A 19,611-nucleotide genomic window follows, 5' to 3' on the forward strand; every position below is an offset into this window, starting at 1 on the left:
GTCACTCACAAATCCCCTGCTCGCGAAGGGCACACCACCGATTGAGAGGCAAAAAAAATCCCCGAACCAGTCGGGGATTTTTCATATCCGATCAATCAGCCCGAAAGCGGATCAATCTTCGCGATAGCGACGCAGCTTCAGCTGCTTGCCGGCAACGCGAGTGTCCTTCAGTTTGGTCAGCAGACGCTCCAGACCATCTTCCGGCAGTTCGACGAGGCTGAAGCTGTCACGCACCTGGATGCGACCGATGGCTTCACGCGCCAGACCACCTTCATTGAGAATGGCGCCCAGCAGGTTCTTGGCGGCGATACCGTCACGCGCACCCAGCGCGGTACGGCAACGGGCACGACCTTCGGCCAACGGCATCGGAGCACGACGCTCGCGGTCGCCACGCTCAGGACGGTCACCGGAACGCTCTGGACGATCGCCACGCGGTGCGTTGTTCGGCACCAGTGGACGCTCTTTCTCGATAGCGGCCAGGTTCAGCGCTTGACCGTTGGTAGCCTTGCGCAGCAGGGCTGCGGCCAGGGCACGCGGGCTGCAACCGATATCGGCGGTCAGGCGATCGAGCAGATCACCGTGAGTCGACTCAGCGTCAGCCACCAGCGGCGACAGGCTGTTGGTCAGCTTCTTGATGCGTGCATCCAGAACGGCTTGTGCATCCGGCAGACGAACTTCAGCAACCTTCTGACCGGTTACACGCTCGATCACTTGCAGCATGCGGCGCTCACGTGGAGTCACCAGCAGCAGTGCACGACCTTCGCGACCAGCACGGCCGGTACGGCCGATACGGTGAACGTAGGATTCCGGGTCGTACGGCATGTCAACGTTGAACACGTGAGTGATGCGCGGTACGTCCAGACCACGAGCAGCAACGTCGGTCGCCACAACGATGTCCAGACGGCCATCCTTGAGGGAGTCGATCACGCGCTCACGCTGGTTCTGGGCAATGTCACCGTTCAGCGCAGCGGCTTTGTAGCCTTTGGCTTCCAGGGCGCTGGCCAGGTCCAGGGTCGCTTGCTTGGTACGCACGAACATGATCAGCGCGTCGAAATCTTCCACTTCCAGCAAGCTGAGAACAGCAGAAGTCTTCTGGTCGGCGTGAACCAACAGGTGAGCCTGTTCGATCGCGGTAACGGTCTGGGTCTTGCTCTGGATCTTCACGTGCTTCGGATCGCGCAGGTGGCGCTCTGCGATGGCACGGATCGACTGTGGCAAGGTAGCCGAGAACAATACGGTCTGACGGGTTTCCGGCATGGCCTTGAAGATAACTTCCAGGTCGTCCATGAAGCCCAGTTTCAGCATTTCGTCTGCTTCGTCGAGAACCAGGTGGTTCACGGTCGCCAGAACTTTTTCGTCGCGACGCAGGTGGTCGCACAGACGGCCCGGAGTGGCGACAACGATCTGCGCGCCATTACGGATTGCTTTCAGTTGTGGGCCCATCGGCGCGCCGCCGTAGACAGCCACAACAGTTACGCCTGGCATTTGCTTGGCGTAGGTTTCGAAAGCGGTTGCAACTTGCAGCGCCAACTCACGAGTTGGGGCCAGGATCAGAGCTTGCGGCTCGCGCTTGGACGGATCAATGCGGTGCAGGATAGGCAGGGCAAAGGCAGCGGTTTTACCGGTACCGGTTTGCGCCTGACCAATCATATCGTGACCGGCGAGAATGATCGGGATCGACTGCTGCTGAATGGCCGAAGGCTCTTCATAGCCGGTAGCGACTACTGCAGCGACAATATTGGGATGAAGTTCAAGAGCGGCGAAGCCGCCGATTTCCTGGGTCATGGGTCTGCCTCTAAGTGCATCCGCAAAGACCCATGCTCCAAAGCTGCGCATGCCGTGTTGAGACTCAAGAGTCGCCCTGGCAGCTTTGTCGGCGGGGATTTGCGAAAACGAATGAATGAAAAGAATCGTCAAGGAAGAGTCCGCAGTACGGACATGCAGCCGAAGCTGACTTCGGGGAATTGCTCTACCTAAACGCGGCCCGGCTAAAGGCCGGCGCGCACTATACCGGAATTTGCCGAAAAAGGGAGCCTTTTTTTAACGCAAAAAACCCGCGTACGGCGTTCTGTCACAGGCTTTGCGGATAATCGTGCGAGCGTCTATTTTTCAAAGGCCCGGCCCTGCGGGCTATAGCGCTAAAACGGTTCACCCTGAACGCACGGACCATCGGTCCGACTCCCCTTTGCGCCCGAGGAAATGCCCCATGAAAGAGCTCGACACCAGCCGTGTGAGCCGTGAAAAGCGCGGTCATGTTCTGTTGATCGGCCTGGATCGGGTCGCCAAACGCAACGCCTTCGACCTCGACCTGCTCAACGAACTGAGCCTGGCCTACGGCGAGTTCGAAGCCGACAGCGAGGCACGTGTGGCGGTGGTGTTTGGTCATGGCGAGCACTTCACTGCCGGGCTGGATCTGGTGAGCGCCAGCGCAGCACTGACCGACGGCTGGCAAGCACCGCCCGGTGGCTGCGATCCATGGGGCGTATTCGCCGGCCCCAGGGTCAACAAACCGGTGATCGTCGCCGCCCAGGGTTACTGCCTGACCATCGGCATCGAGTTGATGCTGGCGGCCGATATCAACCTGTGCGCCAGCAACACCCGCTTCGCGCAAATGGAAGTGCAGCGCGGCATTTTTCCCTTCGGCGGTGCCACGCTGCGTCTGCATCAAGTGGCCGGTTGGGGCAATGCCATGCGCTGGATGCTGACCGGCGACGAGTTCGATGCCCACGATGCCTTGCATCTGGGGCTGGTGCAGGAGGTCATGGCCAGTGAGGATTTGCTGCCACGGGCGCTCGAGTTGGCCGAGCGAATTGCCCGGCAGGCGCCACTGGCGGTGCAGGCGACGTTGATGTCTGCCCGACAGGCACGTTATGAAGGGGAAACCGCCGCGGCCCAAGGACTGCCTGCGCTGGTGAAGAAGTTGCTGAGTACCGAGGACGCGCGGGAGGGTGTGCGGTCGCTGGTGGAGCGGCGGCCAGGGGTGTTCAAAGGGCTTTAGTTCGGTATTGAAAGCTTTCGCGAACAGGCTCACCCACATTGGATCACGGTCAAATGTGGGAGCGAGTCTGCTCGAGAAGAGGTCCTCACGGGCACCGGCTTATGTCGCCGGCCGAATCGCCTTGATCAACGACTGCAACGAATACCCCAACCGCGGCGCCAAGGCTTCGGCCCGTGCGGCCAACCCTTTCATATCCAACACCTGATCGAGCTCCGAAGGCACGATCAGGATCACGTTGCCCTCCTTCACCGGCAATTCCCAGTAATGCCGATGGTAGAGACCGCGCAGCAATGCGGCACCCAATGGCTTGCCATCATCGGTGGCCCATTGATTGATCACCAGCCAGCCACCCGGGTTCAGGCGTTTCTGGCAGTTCTCCAGGAAGGTCCAGGCCAGGTGCCCGACACCGGGGCCGACGTCGGTGTAAAGATCGACAAAAATCAGATCCGCAGGTTCGGCGGTGTCGAGCAGTTCCAGCGCATCGCCCACCCGGATGTACAGGCGCGGATCGTCATCCAGCCCCAGGTATTCGATGGCCAGGCGCGGCACATCGGGGCGCAATTCGATGGCTTCGACATCTTCCAGCGGCAGGAACTTGAGGCAGGCCTGGGTCAGCGTACCGGCGCCAAGCCCGAGAAACAGCGCGGTTTCCGGCAGTTCGTGGCACAGCGCCCCAATCAGCATCGCCCGGGTGTAATCGTATTCGAGCCAACTCGGGTCGGCGGTGAACACGCAGCTTTGCTCGATGGCATCGCCGAATTCGAGAAACCGGTAATCGGCCACTTCCAGCACGCGAATCACGCCAAATTCGTCCTGCACCTCGGCGAGCAAATGCTCGACGCGCTCCTCAGTCATTTCGTCTCCCGATCGTCACCGTGGCCGGCAACGCAATAACACCGCGAACAGGGTGCGGCAAAGGCGCGATTGTCCTTGAAGCGACGGGAACAGGTCACGCACTAATTTGCTGATAACATGGTTGTCCGAGCGTAAAACATTAGAGACTGTGATGAGCCAACCCTGGAGCCCTGACAGCTGGCGCGCCCTGCCGATCCAGCAACAACCCCAATATCCCGACGCGGCGCATTTGCAGCACGTCGAGCAAACCCTGGCCAGCTACCCGCCGCTGGTGTTTGCCGGTGAGGCCCGGGAATTGCGCCGTCAGTTTGCCGAAGTGACCCAGGGCCGCGCGTTTCTGTTGCAGGGCGGCGACTGCGCAGAAAGCTTCGCCGAGTTCTCCGCCGCGAAAATCCGCGACACCTTCAAGGTACTGCTGCAGATGGCGATTGTCATGACCTTCGCGGCCGGTTGCCCGGTGGTCAAGGTCGGGCGCATGGCCGGGCAGTTCGCCAAACCGCGCTCGGCCAACGACGAAACCATCGACGGCGTGACCCTGCCGGCCTACCGCGGTGATATCGTCAACGGCATCGGTTTCGACGAAAAAAGCCGCGTGCCGGACCCGGAGCGCCTGCTGCAGTCCTATCATCAGTCCACCGCCACCCTGAACCTGTTGCGCGCTTTTGCCCAAGGCGGGTTTGCCGATCTGCACCAGGTGCACAAGTGGAATCTGGATTTTATCGCCAACTCGGCCCTGGCGGAAAAGTACAGCCACCTGGCTGACCGCATCGATGAGACCCTGGCGTTCATGCGCGCCTGTGGCATGGACAGTTCGCCGCAACTGCGCGAGACCAGTTTCTTCACCGCCCACGAAGCGCTGCTGCTGAACTACGAAGAAGCCTTCGTACGTCGCGATAGCCTGACCAACGATTACTACGACTGCTCGGCCCACATGCTGTGGATCGGCGACCGCACCCGTCAGCTCGACGGCGCCCACGTCGAATTCCTGCGCGGGGTGAACAATCCGATCGGGGTCAAGGTCGGTCCGAGCATGAACCCTGAAGAGCTGATCCGCCTGATCGACGTGCTCAATCCGGACAACGATCCCGGCCGTCTGAACCTGATTGCGCGGATGGGCGCGAACAAGGTCGGCGATCACTTGCCGCAGCTGATCCGTGCCGTGCAGCGTGAAGGCAAGAACGTGCTGTGGAGTTCGGACCCGATGCACGGCAACACCATCAAGGCCAGCAGTGGCTACAAGACCCGCGACTTCGCGCAGATCCTTGGCGAAGTGAAGCAGTTCTTCCAGGTGCACGAAGCTGAAGGCAGTTATGCCGGCGGCATTCATATCGAAATGACCGGACAGAACGTCACCGAGTGCATTGGCGGGGCGCGGCCGATTACCGAAGACGGTTTGTCGGATCGGTACCACACCCATTGCGACCCGCGGATGAATGCCGATCAGTCGCTGGAGCTGGCGTTTTTGATTGCCGAAACCCTGAAACAAGTCCGGCGCTAGTTTTTAAGGGCCTGAGCGGACGCCTTCGCAGGCAAGCTCGCTCCCACAGTGACCGCGTCGGATACAAATCATGCGAACGACGCAATCCCTGTGGGAGCGGGCTTGCCCGCGAAGAGGCCAGTTCATTCAGCGCTGATCTGAACCAACGCCACTCGCAACCGCCCCGCACTCGCCCGCGGGCAATTCAACTGAACCCGCTCCAACCCCAACCAATCCGCCATCTGCCGCAGATTGACCGCCAGCGCCAGCATCCCTTCATCATCCAGCCCTGTCTCTTCCTCGTGCACCGCATGCACCGCCAGGCGCCCCGCCGTCCGTTCGGCGCGAAGATCGACCCGCGCGGCAATCCTTTCCTTGTGTAAGAACGGCAACACGTAATAGCCATAGACCCGCTTGTCCGCCGGCGTGTAAATCTCCAGTCGATAGCGAAAATCAAACAGACGCTCTGTGCGGCTACGCTCCCAGATCAGCGAATCGAAAGGTGACAACAACGCACTGGCCTCGACCTTGCGCGGCACCTTGGCTTCAGGCAGACAATAAGCCGGCTGCCGCCAGCTCTGGACATCACAGGAAACTAATTCGCCCGCTTCCACCAACTCCTCAAGACGCGGGCGGCTGTCAGCGGGATTCAAACGAAAATAGTCGCGCAAGTCCTTCTCGGTGCCCATGCCCAGAGCTGTGGCGGCGTGCAGCAGAAGACCGCGCTGTGCTTCGGCCTCGTTCAATAGCGGTTGCGCAAGGATGGCCGAGGGGATCACCCGCTCAGGCAGGTCATAGAGCCGCTCGAACCCACGCCGGCCGGCGACGGTCACTTCACCGGCGGCGAACAACCATTCCAGCGCATGCTTTTCCGCGCTCCAGTCCCACCAGGGCCCTGCCCGCTCCTGACGAGTCGACAGGCTGCCCGCGCCCAAGGCACCCTGCTCCTGAACACAGGTCAGCACCCGTCGAATCGTGTCCTGCTGCTCGCGACCGAACCGCGCCAGTTGTTGATAGATATCTTCGCCCCGCATCGCTCGCTGCATGCGCCAGCGCATCAAGGGGTACATCGATAAGGGCAGCAGAGAGGCTTCATGCCCCCAATACTCGAACAACGTGCGACGCCGGCCCTGACTCCAGGCAGCCTGGTCCAGCAAGTCGCAAGAGTAATTACCGAGACGGGAAAAAAGCGGAAGGTAGTGCGAACGCACCACGGCATTGACGGAATCGATCTGCAGAATGCCCAGCCGCTCGATCAAACGGTTGAGCTGTACCGGTTTGATCGTCGCCGGCGGCTGGCGCCCGTTGAATCCTTGGGCAGCCAGCGCCAGACGCCGAGCCTGTTTGAGGGAAAAGGACTGTGTTGCGGGCATGAGCATCTCCTTGTCTGCTCGCAACCTACCTCACCGAAAGTCGGTTTGTGTAGTTGTGTATTGCTCATTTGTGCATCGGGTCATCCCAGAACGGCCGGATGGCCTCGTGCTCGACGTCCGCGCGACTGAGCCCGATGTCTTTCAACGCTTCATCACTCATGCCCGCCAACATTTCACGTTCACGGTGCAGTTCGTACCAGCGGTTAAATTTGTGCAGCAAATCGGATATCAGGTGGATGGAATGTTTTTCTGCATCGACGAAGCCTTTTTGACCTTTCATCTTGTTGCCCTCCGTTTGGATGGCTCAAGTTTCTCGCCGGAGCTAAGATCAATCCAACGAATGTTTCTGATGTCACATATCTCGGAGATTGATGAATGTCCGCCTACCCGAGTATCGACACCGAAGTGCTGCGCACTTTCGTCGCCATCGCCGACCAGGGCGGATTTACCCGCGCCGGGGAATTGGTGAATCGCACCCAATCGGCCGTGAGCATGCAGATGAAGCGGCTGGAAGAAGATGTGCTGCAGCGGCAACTGTTCCAGCGCGACGGCCGGCAAGTGCGGCTGACGGCGGAGGGCCAGGTGTTGCTCGGATATGCCCGGCGCATCCTCAAGCTGCACAGCGAAGTGTTCAATACCCTGCGTGAACCGCACATGGTCGGCATGGTGCGCATCGGCACGCCGGACGACTACGTGATGCGGTTTTTGCCGGGGATTCTGCGGCGGTTTGCCCAGACCTACCCGCTGATCCAGATCGAGGTGCACTGCGAATCATCAAAACAACTGCTGCTGCGCCAGGACCTGGACCTGACCATCGTCACCCGTGAGCCAGGCAGTGAAATCGGCCAGCTATTGCGCAAGGAGCGATTTGTCTGGGCCGAGGCGCAATGTTTCAGTGCCCATGAACAAACGCCGCTGCCGTTGGCGATGTTCAACAGCGATTGCTTCTGCCGCTTGTGGGCCTGCAATGCCCTGGATGCCATGGGCCGCGATTACCGCGTGGCCTACAACAGTGACAGCCTGTCGGCGATCCTGGCTGTGGTCAGCGCCGGCCTGGCGGTGACGGCGCAACTGGAAAGCCTGGTCACCCCGGACATGCGTATCCTCGGTGAAGCTGAAGACCTGCCCGTGTTGCCCGAGGCCAGCATCATGCTGGTGCGCAACCTGCACAATCCGTCGCCGATCACCGAGTGCCTGGCCGAGCACATCGTCGAAGGCTTCAAACTTTAAAGGCGAGCATCACCGCGCAGAACACCAGAAAACCGCAGAACAGCGCGCGCAGCACACGTTCGGGCATGGCGTGGGCGATTTTCACGCCCCAACTGATGCTCATCAGGCCGCCGACCGCCAGGGGAACGCCGATCGTCCAGGCCACCTGATGATGCGCCGCATAGGTGACCAGGGTCACGCCGGTGCTCGGCAGTGCCAGCGCCAGCGACAAGCCTTGGGCAACCACTTGGGTGGTGCCGAACAGGCTGGTCAATACCGGCGTCGCCACCACCGCCCCGCCCACCCCGAACAAACCGCCCATGGTCCCGGATGCCGCGCCCAATACCCCCAGCCATGGCCATGAATGGTTCATCTGCGCAGACGCCGGTGCACTGGCGAAGCACATGCGCGCCAGGTTGTAAGCCGAAAGCGCAATCAGGAACGCGACGAACCCCAGACGCATGGTTTGCGCGTCAATCCCCACCGCCCAGATCGAACCGATCCACGCAAAGCAGAATCCCATCGAAGCCAGCGGCAGCGCGTGACGCAATTCGATACGGTTGCGCTGGTGATAGCGCCATAGCGCCAGCATCACGTTAGGCACCACCATCACCAGCGCAGTGCCCTGGGCGATCTGCTGATCGAGCCCACACAACACCCCCAGCAACGGAATGGCGATCAATCCACCGCCGATGCCGAAGATACCGCCGAGGGTTCCCAAAGCAGCACCGAAGACCAGGTACATCAAGAACTCAATCACAGCGTTTTCCCCATCACGTCAGGCGTTTCATCCTACGCAGATGGGTCTGGTGGGGAAACGCACAGCAACGCACAATGGCTATGCCAACTTCGCACAAGCATTGAGCACACCATGAATCCCAATCAACTGACCGACCAATTGGGTCTGTTTCTCGACGTGCTGGAAACCGGCAGCTTTTCCGCCGCCTCACGTCGTCACCCGCTGACCCCTTCGGCAGTGGCCCGACGTATCGACAGCCTGGAAAGTGCCGTCGGCAGCCAGTTGTTCATTCGCAGCACCCATGCCGTTCGCGCGACGCCGGCGGGTCTGGCGTTTGCCGAACGCGCACGACGGATCGTTGCCGAGTTGCGCCTGGCCAGGGCCGAGGCCGTGTCCCTCAGCAGCGCGCCGGAAGGCTTGATTCGGGTGGATGCGCCGGCAGCCTTCGGTCGACGGCATCTGGCACCGGTGATTGCCGATTTTCTGATGCTCTACCCTGGCCTGGATGTGCAACTGCATTTGATTGACAGTTTTGTCGACATGCAGGGCCTGAATCTCGGCAAGGTCGATCTGGTGCTGCGCGCCGGGTTGTTGGCCGATACCCGATTGGTGGCGACACCGCTGGCGAGCATGGTGCGCATTGCCTGCGCCAGCCCCGACTATTTGCAGCGCCGCGGCGTGCCCAGTGATCCGGCGCAGTTGAGCGAGCACGACGGCCTGGACTGGGATGGACTTGCCCCGCCCTTCGCCTGGCGCTTCGAGCGCGACGGCCAGATGCAACTGCATCGCCCGGCGCGCGTGCGCATGAGCGCCAACAATGCCGAAGCACTGGTCTGCGGCGCGCTGGCCGGCCTGGGTATTGCGCACTTGCCGACGTGGCTGGCCAGTGAGTACCTGTTGCGCGGCGAACTGTTGCCGCTGTTCTGCGAAAGCGGCTTGCCCAAACCGGAAAGCGCCGGGATCTATGCCCTGCGGCTGGAGCAGCAACCCACTTCCCGCAGTCGCCTGCTGCTGGAATACCTGAAAACCCGTTTCAGCCCGATTCCGCCGTGGGATCTGGTGCTGCAAACGCATCTGGACCACCACTAGTCTAGAATTGTCTAGTGCATTAAAGATTTGCCCGCTAGATTCATGACGATCATTGATCAAGGCTTCGAAATGACCACCGAGCGCGACACCCCGGACAACTGCGACGACCTGCTGCTGGACAACCAGGCCTGCTTCGCCCTGCATTCCACTTCGCTGATGATGACCAAGGTCTACAAACCCTTGTTGCAGGCCTTGGGGCTGACTTATCCACAGTACCTGGCGATGATGGTGCTGTGGGAACAGGACGGCCTGACCGTCGGCGAAATCAGCACTCGCCTGTTGACCGACCCCGGCTCGCTCACGCCGCTGCTCAAACGCCTGGAAGCCGAAGGCGTACTGAGCCGCACCCGCAGCCGTGAAGACGAGCGCGTGGTGATCGTCGAGCTCACCGAACAAGGCCGCGCCCTGCGCGACAAGGCGCGGGGCATTCCCCAATGCATCCTCGGCGCCAGCGGCATGACCCTGGAACGATTGCAGAAGCTGCAGGCGGAGCTGCAAGAGCTGCGTCGGCATTTGCAAGACAGCCTGAACTAAAGAACACCTTCTATCCCTGTGGGAGCGGGCTTGCCCGCGAATGCAGTGTGTCATCCAGCACATGTGGTGACGGATACACCGCCGTCGCGAGCAAGCCCGCCCCCACATTTGTCTTGAGGCGGCTTGAAAAAATCGCCCCTTCAAAAAAATTCCAACCCCCTCTTCACGGCTCTATCTCGGCGCTTCCAAGCAAATCCACCCAGTCGACCATCACCTTGTTCCAAACTTTTTTAGAAATTTATCTTGCGCACTAAACATTAGCGCGATACATTTATCTCGCACTTACTTAGCGCGCAAACATTTAGCGCAAAACAAATCAAACCACGAACGAGGCTTTCACCATGCAAACTCTCTACACCGCAATCGCAACTTCCACCGGTGGCCGTGACGGTCGTGCGATTTCCAGTGACAACATTCTCGACGTCAAACTCGCCACCCCGAAAGAACTCGGCGGTGCTGGCGGCGCGGCGACCAACCCTGAGCAACTGTTCGCAGCCGGCTATTCCGCCTGCTTCATCGGTGCACTGAAGTTCGTCGCCAGCCAGACCAAACGCAAAATCCCGGACGACGCATCGATCACCGCCCATGTCGGCATCGGCCAGATCCCCGGCGGCTTCGGACTGGACATCGACCTGCACATCAGCCTGCCGGGTCTTGAACAAGCCGATGCGCAAACACTGGTCGATGCAGCCCACCAGGTCTGCCCGTACTCCAATGCCACTCGTGGCAACGTCGATGTACGTCTGCACGTGACCGTCTAACTTCAATTATCGACTCAGGCCCGAACAGGAAATGAACATGAACACTTTCAGCAAAGTCTTGACCGGTACCCTCCTCGCCCTGTCCGTCCACAGCGCATTTGCCGGCGACGTTGAGCACAACACCCAGGCGTTTCTCGATGTGCTGAACGCCGGCACCGGCAAACCGATCGAGCAGATGACGCCCAAGGATGCCCGCGCCGTGCTGGTGGGTGCGCAATCCGGGGTGAAACTGACACTGCCAAAAGCCGATGTCAGCGAGAAGACCATCCAGGTCGACGGCCAACCGCTGAGCCTGACCATCGTCCGGCCGGCCGGGGTCAAAGGCGAGCTGCCGGTGTTCATGTTCTTCCACGGTGGCGGCTGGGTACTGGGAGACTTCCCGACCCACGAGCGGCTGGTTCGGGACCTGGTGGTGGGCTCAGGTGCGGCGGCGGTTTTCGTCAACTACACGCCATCGCCGGAAGCGCATTACCCGGTGGCAATCAACCAGGCTTACGCCGCGACCAAATGGGTGGCCGAGCACGGTAAAGAGATCAACGTCGATGGCAAGCGCCTGGCGGTGGCCGGCAACAGCGTTGGCGGCAACATGGCGGCTGTGGTCGCGCTGATGGCCAAAGACAAAGGCACACCGGCCATCAAGTTTCAGGTGTTGCTGTGGCCGGTGACGGATGCCAACTTCGACACCGGTTCCTATAACCAGTATGCCGAGGGGCACTTCCTTACCCGCAACATGATGAAGTGGTTCTGGGACAACTACACCACCGACGCCAAGCAGCGTAACGAGATCTACGCCTCGCCATTGCGGGCAACCCCTGCGCAACTCAAGGGCTTGCCACCGGCGTTGGTGCAGACCGCCGGCGCTGACGTATTGCGCGATGAAGGTGAAGCCTACGCCCGCAAACTCGACGAAGCTGGTGTGCCGGTGACCTCGGTTCGCTATAACGGCATGATCCACGACTACGGCTTGCTTAACGTGGTGAGCCAGGTGCCGGCGGTGCGTTCGGCGATGTTGCAGGCCTCCGAAGAACTCAAGCAACACCTGAAGAAGTAACGCAGTACCCCATGTGGGAGCGAGCCGGCTCCGGGCGGCGCTCCGACGAAAGCGGTTTGCCAAACACATCATCATTGCCTGACACGCCACTTCGCGAGCAGGCTCGCTCCCACAAGGGTTCATCGTAGATTCAGACAGGCACAAAAAAGCCCGACTCAATGGTCGGGCTTTTTCATTCCTCAAGCAGTGCTTATTTGGCACGGCCTTTGTAGGAACCGCCTTCGCGGGTATCGATCTCGATCATGTCGCCGATTTCGATGAAGTCAGCAACCGACAGCTCGGTACCGTTCTTCAGTTTGGCAGGCTTCATCACCTTGCCGGAAGTGTCGCCGCGAGCGGAACCTTCGGTGTAGTCAACCTGACGCACGATGGTGGTCGGCAGCTCTACGGAAACCAGACGGCCTTCGAAGAACACGGCTTCGCAAACGTCGGTCATGCCTTCTTCAACGAACGGCAGAACGCTTTCGATGTCTTCGGCGTTCAGCTCGTACATGGTGTAGTCGGTGGTGTCCATGAACGTGTAGGAGTCGCCGCTGATGAAGGACAGGGTCGCTTCTTTGCGGTCCAGGATCACGTCATCCAGCTTGTCGTCCGCACCGTAAACGGTTTCGGTCTTGTAGCCGGTCAGCAGGTTCTTCAGCTTGGTCTTCATGATCGCGCTGTTACGACCGGACTTGGTGAATTCAGCTTTCTGAACCAGCCAAGGATCGTTGTCGATACGGATCACGGTACCGGGTTTGAGTTCTTTACCAGTTTTCATTGCGAATATCCGAATTTGGATGGGATTTACAAAAATCTAGGCCGCGTATCATATCCAATTTACATAAAACTGTACCAGCGCTGCGGCGAGATCGGCCTGTGAGGCCTGTTCCAGACACCACGTCTCGGCGTGTTTTTGCAGCTCCGGCCAGTGTTTGCGGGTCAATTGCCAGTGATCGGTCATTGTCTCACCAGCGTTCCACGCCCGCCAGAGACCGCTGATCGCCTCGCGTGCAGGCGCCGAAAGGTCTTTCACATAGAGCGTCAGGAAGGCTTCAAGCTTGTCGAGGTGGACGTCTTCTTCCTGTTGATAGATATGCCAGAGCAATGGCCGGCCCGCCCATTGAGCGCGAACAAACGAGTCCTCGCCGCGCACCGCATTGAAATCGCAGCTCCATAGCAACAGGTCGTACTGGTCCTGCCGGACGAACGGCAACACCTGCACGGTCAAGGCATCGCGTAGGTGCAGCGCACCCGCCTTCAGTCCATCTACGCCGAGCCAACGCTCGACATCACCAAGAATCCGCCCTTCCGGCACTAACAAGTGAACAGGCGTCGGATCGCCCGCCAGCGCGTCCAGCCAACTGGCCAGCCCGGCATTTTCGTAGGCAAACAGCGAGATCAGTTGCGCGCCCGGGGCAGGACTTATCCCCAGTCCTTGCAGGAACTCACTCCGCTTTTGCGGACTTTGTTGAAACGTCCGACGCCGCTCCAGCAGTCCGCTTTCACGCAACAAGCCACCCGTGCCTTTCTGAAACCCCGGAAAGAAGAAGAATTTCTGTACGTGCTTGTACTTCACCGAGGGCAAGCCGTGACAGCCGACCACCCAGTCTTCGGCGCTCAGGTAATCAAGATTCATCCAAAGCGGTGTTTTTTCCCGTTCGGCCATGGCCTCCATGTAGGCGCTCGGCAATTGGCAGGCGAACGCGGCGATCACCACATCCGCGGCTTCGACAGGTTGCCACTCGGCCGCCCAGTGACGCACCTCGACACCCTGCTGCCATTGCTGCGAAATGTGGATGTCGATGTCTGGGCACATTCGCTCGAAGGCACGCAGGTCATCGACCCACAAACGCACCGCCACCCCATGTTCGGCAACCAGTTGCCGGGCCAGACGCCAGGTCACGCCGATGTCGCCGTAGTTGTCGACCACGGTGCAAAAAATATCCCAGCGCCTGTTTTTTTTCATTTGAGGCAGTTCAGGCATTCCAGGCTCCCGTTGGCAAAGGCAGCGATTGTCCGCATAAATTACCCCGTACAGAAGAGCCGACGACGATTAATCTTCGTGCGACAATCGCCACTACCCCGCGACCCACCGCCAGGAGGCAGCCATGCCCTACCGTCCCAATCCGCGCCGCCCGTTGCCGATCCAGTTCAATGCCCTGCAACTGACCGGCGGCATTGCCCTGGGTTTGTGGCTCGGCTTTCTCGCCATCGCGCTGACCTGCTGGCTCGTTGCCCGGTTGTTTTTCAACGAGCAACTCGCCCCCGTCGCGGCAGCGGTAGAACAGCTCGCCAAACCTCCCGTGGTGACGCAACCGGTGCCAGACATTCCTCCACAAAGCCCGCTGTTCGAACAATATGAAGAGAAGCTGCGCAAGAACGAGCAGGCGCAACGGCTCGATCAGGCGCGCAGCAGCAACCGCAATCTGTCGAACGCAAAATGCCAGTTCTGGCTGCAACAAGACCAGACGGCACCGAGCGAAAAAAGCCGCGCCAACGTCCTGCAATTCTGCGATTGATCATGAACAAACAAAGCATCCACCAGTTGATTCTCGACAAGCTGCGCATTGACCTCGACATCGCCGAACGCGCTGCGCAAACCGCTTACGAAACCGCGACCCACGAAGAGAACATTGCCGAAAACAAGTACGACACGCTGGGTCTGGAGGCGTCCTACCTGGCTGCCGGGCAGGCCAGACGGGTCGAAGAAATCCGGCAGTCACTGGCGCTTTGCCAAAACCTGATCCTGCGTCCTTATGACGAGCAGCGTGGCATTGAAGTCGGCGCGCTGCTGGGGCTGGAAGACGAAAAGGGCCGCGAACAGTGGTTGTTCCTGGCGCCGGATGCGGCGGGCCTGAAGGTCGACCTGGTGGGGCAAACCATTACCGTCATCACCCCGCGCTCACCGCTGGGCAAAAGCCTGCTGGGCAAGTTCGAAGGTGATGAGGTGGAGATTCTGGTGGCGGGTGCTCGGCAACAGTTCGCTGTCACCGAGGTGGTCTAGGCCGCTGTCGGGCTGATCAGTGAACCGGCAGTTCGACGCCGTCGAACAGCTCTTCCAGTTCCTGCTTGTTGTGGCACTGGATGGCCTTGGCCATGACTTCGCGGGTCAGGTGCGGGGCGAACTTCTCGATGAAGTCGCACATGAAGCCACGCAGGAAGGTGCCGCGACGGAAACCGATCTTGGTCACGCTGGATTCGAACAGCTCGCTGGCATCAAGCACCACCAGGTCGTTGTCGAGCTTGGTGTCGACCGCCATTTTCGCCACGATCCCTACACCCAGGCCCAGGCGAACATAAGTCTTGATCACGTCGGCGTCGGCGGCGGTGAACACCACTTTCGGCGTCAGGCCCCGGTGACTGAAGGCTTCGTCGAGTTTCGAACGGCCGGTGAAACCGAACACGTAAGTCACGATCGGGTACTCGGCCAAGGCTTCGAGGGTCAGCTTCGACAGTTTGGTCAGTGGGTGCCCCTGAGGGACGACCACGCAGCGGTTCCAGCGATAGCACGGCATCATCACCAGATCGCCGAACAGCTCCAGTGCTTCGGTGGCGATGGCGAAGTCCACTGTGCCGTCAGCGGCCATTTCGGCGATCTGCATCGGCGACCCCTGGTGCATGTGCAGGGCAACGTCCGGGTACTGCTTGATGAAATTGCTGATCACTGGCGGCAACGCATAACGCGCCTGAGTGTGGGTGGTGGCGATCGACAGGGTGCCTTTCTTCTCGTTGGAGAATTCCTGGGCGATCTGCTTGATGCTTTCGACCTTGCGCAAGATCTCGCCGGCGGTGGTAATGATGCGCTCGCCGGCCGGGGTGACGCGGGTCAGGTGCTTGCCACTGCGGGCGAAGACCTCGACGCCCAGTTCGTCTTCCAGCAGGCGGATCTGTTTACTGATGCCCGGTTGCGAGGTGTAAAGGCTTTGGGCGGTAGCGGAAACGTTGAGGTCGTGGTGCGCCACTTCCCAGATGTAGCGCAATTGTTGAAGCTTCATATGAATCCCTCAAAGCAGATAGACGCCACGGGCATCAGCGACGGTATATAACTATATTAATGGTTTGAAGAATAAATCTAGAACTTTTTATCAGGTCTCCCGTTATTCGTGTTCTAGCGATCCCCTTGGCGACGACGTTGCACCAGCGGGACCAGGTAAACCGGCACCTTTGACAATTGCAACACACGCGCTGCGGTCCGGCCCAACGGCGTTTCCGCACCAGCACCATGGCTATGACTACCTACGATCAGCAAATCCACAGAGAGTTTCTGCGCCTGGTCGAGAATCACCTGCGACGGATCACCCTGCAGCACCCGCACCGCCTGAATCCGCTCCAGATCCTGCTCACCCTCGCCCCCCAACTCCTCACGAAAGCTGTCGAGTACCCGCTGCTCGATATTGGCGATGACCGTGTTCAGCCCCTGGCTGTGAAACTCGTTCAGCGCCTGCTCATCGAGATAACTCTGAAGCACCGATTCGGCGAACAGTCCCATCGGTTCCACCGCATGCACCACGTACAAGTCGGCATTGAATGTCCGGGCCAATGCCAAGGCATGCTGCATCACCAAAGGTGCATACAGGCCGAGGTCAGTGGCATAGAGCATCGAGCGAATCATATGACCTCCTCGATTGCCAACATGGCGGAGATTGATTCAGCTTAGCAGTGCCTTGAGGAGTACGACGTCCGACGCAACACGTTGATCGGCGTGCTTAAACCTTTTGCTCGTTGCTTATGCCATGCGGCACATGACCGGTAGCGACGACTTCCCGGGCCGACTCGCAGTGACCGGTCTGATCATCGAAAAATACATCGGCGGCGAAGGCTTCGAGAAACGCCGACTTGGTCAGGCCACCGAGGAACAGCGATTCATCCAGCCGGATGTCCCATTCGCGCAAGGTGCGGATCACCCGCTCATGGGCCGGCGCCGAACGGGCCGTCACCAGCGCCGTGCGGATCGGACAGGCGTCATCCGGGAACTCGCGCTGCAACAGGTTCAGCGCCGCGAGAAAACCTTTGAACGGCCCACCTCGCAAGGGTTCGCGGGCGGCTTCGCGTTCGTTGGCCTGAAAAGCCTCGAGGCCACCGGCCTGATAAACGCGCTCGGATTCGTCGGAAAACAGCACCGCATCACCGTCGAAAGCAATACGCAATTCATCACTGGCAGCACGACTCGCACCACCTGACAGTATGGTTGCTGCGGCAAAACCGGCGTCCAGTGCGCTGCGCACGTCTTCGGCATGAGTCGACAGAAACAGGTCACAGCCAAAGGCCTTGAGATAGGGATAAGGACTGCGCCCGCCGACGAACGCCGCGCGGGAAATTGCCAATCCATGGTGATTGATTGAGTTGAACACCCGCAGGCCGGTGTCGGCGCTGTTGCGCGACACCAGGATTACCTCGACCCGGGCGCGGCCGAGGCTGGCATTGAGGTTGAGGAGTTTCTGCACCAACGCAAAGGCGTCCCCGGGCTCGAGGATTTCGTCTTCGTGCTCGATCTGATACTGCCGGTAGGCTTCAACGCCACTCGACAGATAGACCTTGTGGCTTTCACTCAGGTCGAACAGTGCACTCGACGAAATCGCCAGCACCAGTTTGTCGTCGATAGACTTCGCCATGCCCTTCCCCCTCAGGTTGATCGACTCAGCGATTGCGTCGATCGATAAATCCCAGACTGCGATACAAGGCCTCGATCCTCGGCAATTCGCATCCCGCTGCCTTTGCTGCCGCCAGAGGCCGGCCATAAATGGCGTCCAGCTCCAGCGGTCGCTTGTGCAGAAAATCGTGGTACATGCTCGGCCAGTAGTCGGGCATTTTCTCGGTCACCCTGAACAAATGCTCGGCGTACCCCGCCGGAACCTCATGACCGCAAGCGATTGCCCCCTGGACCACTTCGGCCATCAGCGCCTTGATCAGCTCGCGGCTATCGGCATCGGCCATCAACGGCGTGGTGCTGGCCCCCAGTAACACCGACAGTCCGTTGTAAGGGATATTCCAGACCAGTTTTTGCCAGCGCGCCTGATGCAAGTTCGCCATGGCCTGAGAGTCGATGCCGGCGGTACGGAATAGCCCGACACCTTCCTCGACGATTGAAGCACGCGCCGCTCCATCAGCGGCAGGACCACTGTGGTAGCCAACATGCACCGCACCCAACGCCTGGTGGGTGACGACGCCGGGACCCGCGCGATGGACGCAGATATAGCAGAGCCCGCCCAGCACATGCAGCGAATCGGGCAACAACTCACGCAGGCTGTCTTCGACGTCCAGGCCATTTTGCAAAAGCAGCACCTTGGCATTCGGCGCTGCGGCCTGAAGGATGGCCGGTGCCAGGTCGGCGTTGCTGGTGGTTTTCGCCCCCACCAGCAACCAATCACAGGGCGGCATGTCTTCAGCCGCCGCATAGGCCTGCACCGGGTTCAGCGTCAGCGCGCCGTGCACGGCGCTGTCAAGTTGCAGCCCGCGCTCGGCCACCGCGGAAAATTCGCTACGCAACAGAAAATGCACATCGAAGCCGGCCCGCGCCAGCATCACTCCATAGAAACCGCCGATTGCACCGGTCCCGATAATACCGACTGTCGGTTTGGCAACTGCCCCCATCATGGCAACTCCTCTGCTGTTCGACTCAACGCCTGACGTATCGCCCGATTGAGTTCGGTACCGGTCAGGCGCGAATGCAATGCCCCAAAGAATTCACCGTCGCGCACCACAAACAGCGCCGGCAAATGAAAGACCTGATAACGCTCGACCACCCCGCCATTGTTCCCGGCATCGATCCAGCACAGCCGATCGACGGCCAGATCGATTGTCGGTAATTGCTCACGGGCAAAACGGCAACTGGAGCAGCCGACACTGGTAAAAACAACCAGCGAAACGCCGTTCATCGTCAGCAGCCGTTGGTCGGCGTCGAAATCGGTCAGCTGCAATTCGACCACTATACTGGGGGAAACAATGTCAGATGGCCGACACATGGAGTCCGTGTTCATGGGACGTTTTATTCCTCATCCTGACGATGTGCCCGTCGAATTAACGTTATTCAAACCCGAGTGTATTTCGCGGCATCAGATGCACACTAGCAGCCTTGGCGGCATGGCTTGCAACTATCACCGCGCGTGGCGTTACGGTACGGCGCTTGAAGTGCGCATGCCGACCCTCAATCCCGATTTGCGCATTCTGGGCTATGTGGCCTGGTGCTTGCGACGCAAGCATGGCTATCTGGTGGGCATTGCCTTTCTCGATGAACAGACGCTATTCAGTGCCAGGATGGGCGAACAGGTGTGCCAGATCGAACGTTATTGCCGCCAGCACGATGCCCACAATGACCTTCAGGAAGTACAGGCGCTGGCCCTGGAGTGGGTCCAGGAACATGCCGATGAGTACTCTCACGACAGGGTCCACCGGGCATTTGCACAATCAATGCAGGATTAACGTGCTTTCACAGGCGGGAATTCCTGGAGAATGCCCGCTAAAGCCGCGCCTGCCCATTGTCGAGCCACGGTGTAACGCGCTAAGGTTCGGGTCCCCGACGCGCTTAATTTGCTGTGCTCCGCCG

Annotated in this window: 22 protein-coding genes; 10 read left to right on the plus strand and 12 right to left on the minus strand. The window is 59.8% G+C overall.

Annotation, left to right across the window (positions count from 1 at the left end):
- Positions 1-111 precede the first annotated feature (111 nt).
- Entirely contained in the window at positions 112-1,785 is a 1,674-nt protein-coding gene (locus AC07ZE_RS20865) for a DEAD/DEAH box helicase (protein WP_095196770.1), read from the minus strand.
- Positions 1,786-2,206: 421 nt separating this feature from the next.
- On the opposite strand from AC07ZE_RS20865, the gene AC07ZE_RS20870 reads away from it, so the two are divergent.
- Complete coding sequence (locus tag AC07ZE_RS20870) at positions 2,207-2,998, plus strand: crotonase/enoyl-CoA hydratase family protein (RefSeq protein ID WP_207266478.1); 792 nt, start codon at positions 2,207-2,209, stop codon at positions 2,996-2,998.
- A gap of 99 nt (positions 2,999-3,097) precedes the next feature.
- Here the strand turns inward: AC07ZE_RS20870 and AC07ZE_RS20875 are convergent, their stop codons facing one another.
- A complete protein-coding gene (locus tag AC07ZE_RS20875; RefSeq protein WP_207266479.1) occupies positions 3,098-3,853 on the minus strand; it encodes a spermidine synthase in 756 nt (251 codons plus the stop codon).
- A 151-nt stretch (positions 3,854-4,004) separates the two neighbouring features.
- Between AC07ZE_RS20875 and AC07ZE_RS20880 the strand changes: the two genes are divergently transcribed.
- Positions 4,005-5,351, plus strand: coding sequence for a class II 3-deoxy-7-phosphoheptulonate synthase (locus AC07ZE_RS20880; protein ID WP_207266480.1), 1,347 nt, complete (start codon positions 4,005-4,007; stop codon positions 5,349-5,351).
- 122 nt (positions 5,352-5,473) lie between these two features.
- Here the strand turns inward: AC07ZE_RS20880 and AC07ZE_RS20885 are convergent, their stop codons facing one another.
- Positions 5,474-6,703 (minus strand): winged helix-turn-helix domain-containing protein, encoded by a 1,230-nt coding sequence (locus AC07ZE_RS20885; protein WP_207266481.1) that lies wholly within the window; start codon positions 6,701-6,703, stop codon positions 5,474-5,476.
- Positions 6,704-6,767: 64 nt separating this feature from the next.
- A complete protein-coding gene (locus AC07ZE_RS20890; protein ID WP_095196775.1) occupies positions 6,768-6,983 on the minus strand; it encodes a DUF1127 domain-containing protein in 216 nt (71 codons plus the stop codon).
- Positions 6,984-7,078: 95 nt separating this feature from the next.
- On the opposite strand from AC07ZE_RS20890, the gene AC07ZE_RS20895 reads away from it, so the two are divergent.
- Positions 7,079-7,933, plus strand: a complete 855-nt coding sequence (locus AC07ZE_RS20895; protein WP_137806773.1) for a LysR substrate-binding domain-containing protein — start codon at positions 7,079-7,081, stop codon at positions 7,931-7,933.
- Here the strand turns inward: AC07ZE_RS20895 and AC07ZE_RS20900 are convergent.
- Entirely contained in the window at positions 7,923-8,672 is a 750-nt protein-coding gene (locus AC07ZE_RS20900; RefSeq protein WP_207266482.1) for a sulfite exporter TauE/SafE family protein, read from the minus strand. The genes AC07ZE_RS20895 and AC07ZE_RS20900 overlap by 11 nt on opposite strands.
- A gap of 111 nt (positions 8,673-8,783) precedes the next feature.
- Here AC07ZE_RS20900 and AC07ZE_RS20905 point away from each other — a divergent pair, with 111 nt between their 5' ends.
- From AC07ZE_RS20905 to AC07ZE_RS20920, 4 genes are all read left to right on the plus strand, one after another.
- Positions 8,784-9,740 (plus strand): LysR family transcriptional regulator, encoded by a 957-nt coding sequence (locus AC07ZE_RS20905; RefSeq protein WP_207266483.1) that lies wholly within the window; start codon positions 8,784-8,786, stop codon positions 9,738-9,740.
- A gap of 69 nt (positions 9,741-9,809) precedes the next feature.
- Positions 9,810-10,274 carry a MarR family winged helix-turn-helix transcriptional regulator gene (locus AC07ZE_RS20910; protein WP_207267863.1) on the plus strand — a complete coding sequence of 155 codons (465 nt, stop codon included), beginning with the start codon at positions 9,810-9,812 and terminating at the stop codon, positions 10,272-10,274.
- A 341-nt stretch (positions 10,275-10,615) separates the two neighbouring features.
- Positions 10,616-11,035, plus strand: coding sequence for an organic hydroperoxide resistance protein (locus AC07ZE_RS20915; protein ID WP_027613448.1), 420 nt, complete (start codon positions 10,616-10,618; stop codon positions 11,033-11,035).
- Positions 11,036-11,072: 37 nt separating this feature from the next.
- A complete protein-coding gene (locus AC07ZE_RS20920; RefSeq protein WP_207266484.1) occupies positions 11,073-12,086 on the plus strand; it encodes an alpha/beta hydrolase in 1,014 nt (337 codons plus the stop codon).
- 190 nt (positions 12,087-12,276) lie between these two features.
- On the opposite strand, the gene AC07ZE_RS20925 is transcribed toward AC07ZE_RS20920, so the two are convergent.
- Together AC07ZE_RS20925 and earP are read right to left on the minus strand one after the other, a co-directional pair.
- A complete protein-coding gene (locus AC07ZE_RS20925; protein ID WP_007955690.1) occupies positions 12,277-12,846 on the minus strand; it encodes an elongation factor P in 570 nt (189 codons plus the stop codon).
- 48 nt (positions 12,847-12,894) lie between these two features.
- Positions 12,895-14,052, minus strand: coding sequence for an elongation factor P maturation arginine rhamnosyltransferase EarP (earP, locus tag AC07ZE_RS20930; protein WP_207266485.1), 1,158 nt, complete (start codon positions 14,050-14,052; stop codon positions 12,895-12,897).
- Positions 14,053-14,176: 124 nt separating this feature from the next.
- Here earP and AC07ZE_RS20935 point away from each other — a divergent pair, with 124 nt between their 5' ends.
- Both AC07ZE_RS20935 and AC07ZE_RS20940 read left to right on the plus strand, forming a co-directional pair.
- Positions 14,177-14,587, plus strand: coding sequence for a hypothetical protein (locus AC07ZE_RS20935; protein ID WP_207266486.1), 411 nt, complete (start codon positions 14,177-14,179; stop codon positions 14,585-14,587).
- Positions 14,588-14,589: 2 nt separating this feature from the next.
- Positions 14,590-15,072, plus strand: coding sequence for a GreA/GreB family elongation factor (locus tag AC07ZE_RS20940; protein WP_207266487.1), 483 nt, complete (start codon positions 14,590-14,592; stop codon positions 15,070-15,072).
- 16 nt (positions 15,073-15,088) lie between these two features.
- On the opposite strand, the gene cysB is transcribed toward AC07ZE_RS20940, so the two are convergent.
- The 5 genes from cysB to AC07ZE_RS20965 all read right to left on the minus strand — a co-directional run bounded on the left by cysB (position 15,089) and on the right by AC07ZE_RS20965 (position 19,045).
- The gene (gene cysB / locus AC07ZE_RS20945; protein WP_008057010.1) at positions 15,089-16,063 is read right to left on the minus strand and encodes an HTH-type transcriptional regulator CysB; all 975 of its coding nucleotides are present in this window, start codon (positions 16,061-16,063) and stop codon (positions 15,089-15,091) included.
- Between the two features lie 113 nt (positions 16,064-16,176).
- The gene (locus AC07ZE_RS20950) at positions 16,177-16,680 is read right to left on the minus strand and encodes a universal stress protein (protein WP_207266488.1); all 504 of its coding nucleotides are present in this window, start codon (positions 16,678-16,680) and stop codon (positions 16,177-16,179) included.
- A 94-nt stretch (positions 16,681-16,774) separates the two neighbouring features.
- The gene (locus AC07ZE_RS20955; protein ID WP_137806764.1) at positions 16,775-17,680 is read right to left on the minus strand and encodes a 5'-nucleotidase; all 906 of its coding nucleotides are present in this window, start codon (positions 17,678-17,680) and stop codon (positions 16,775-16,777) included.
- A gap of 25 nt (positions 17,681-17,705) precedes the next feature.
- Complete coding sequence (locus AC07ZE_RS20960; protein ID WP_207266489.1) at positions 17,706-18,662, minus strand: putative 2-dehydropantoate 2-reductase; 957 nt, start codon at positions 18,660-18,662, stop codon at positions 17,706-17,708.
- Positions 18,659-19,045 (minus strand): thioredoxin family protein, encoded by a 387-nt coding sequence (locus AC07ZE_RS20965; RefSeq protein ID WP_207266490.1) that lies wholly within the window; start codon positions 19,043-19,045, stop codon positions 18,659-18,661. The genes AC07ZE_RS20960 and AC07ZE_RS20965 overlap by 4 nt, the downstream gene beginning before the upstream one ends.
- On the opposite strand from AC07ZE_RS20965, the gene AC07ZE_RS20970 reads away from it, so the two are divergent.
- Entirely contained in the window at positions 19,044-19,487 is a 444-nt protein-coding gene (locus AC07ZE_RS20970; RefSeq protein WP_207266491.1) for a PilZ domain-containing protein, read from the plus strand. The genes AC07ZE_RS20965 and AC07ZE_RS20970 overlap by 2 nt on opposite strands.
- Positions 19,488-19,611: the final 124 nt, after the last annotated feature.

The sequence above is a fragment of the Pseudomonas sp. GW101-3H06 genome (assembly GCF_059424605.1).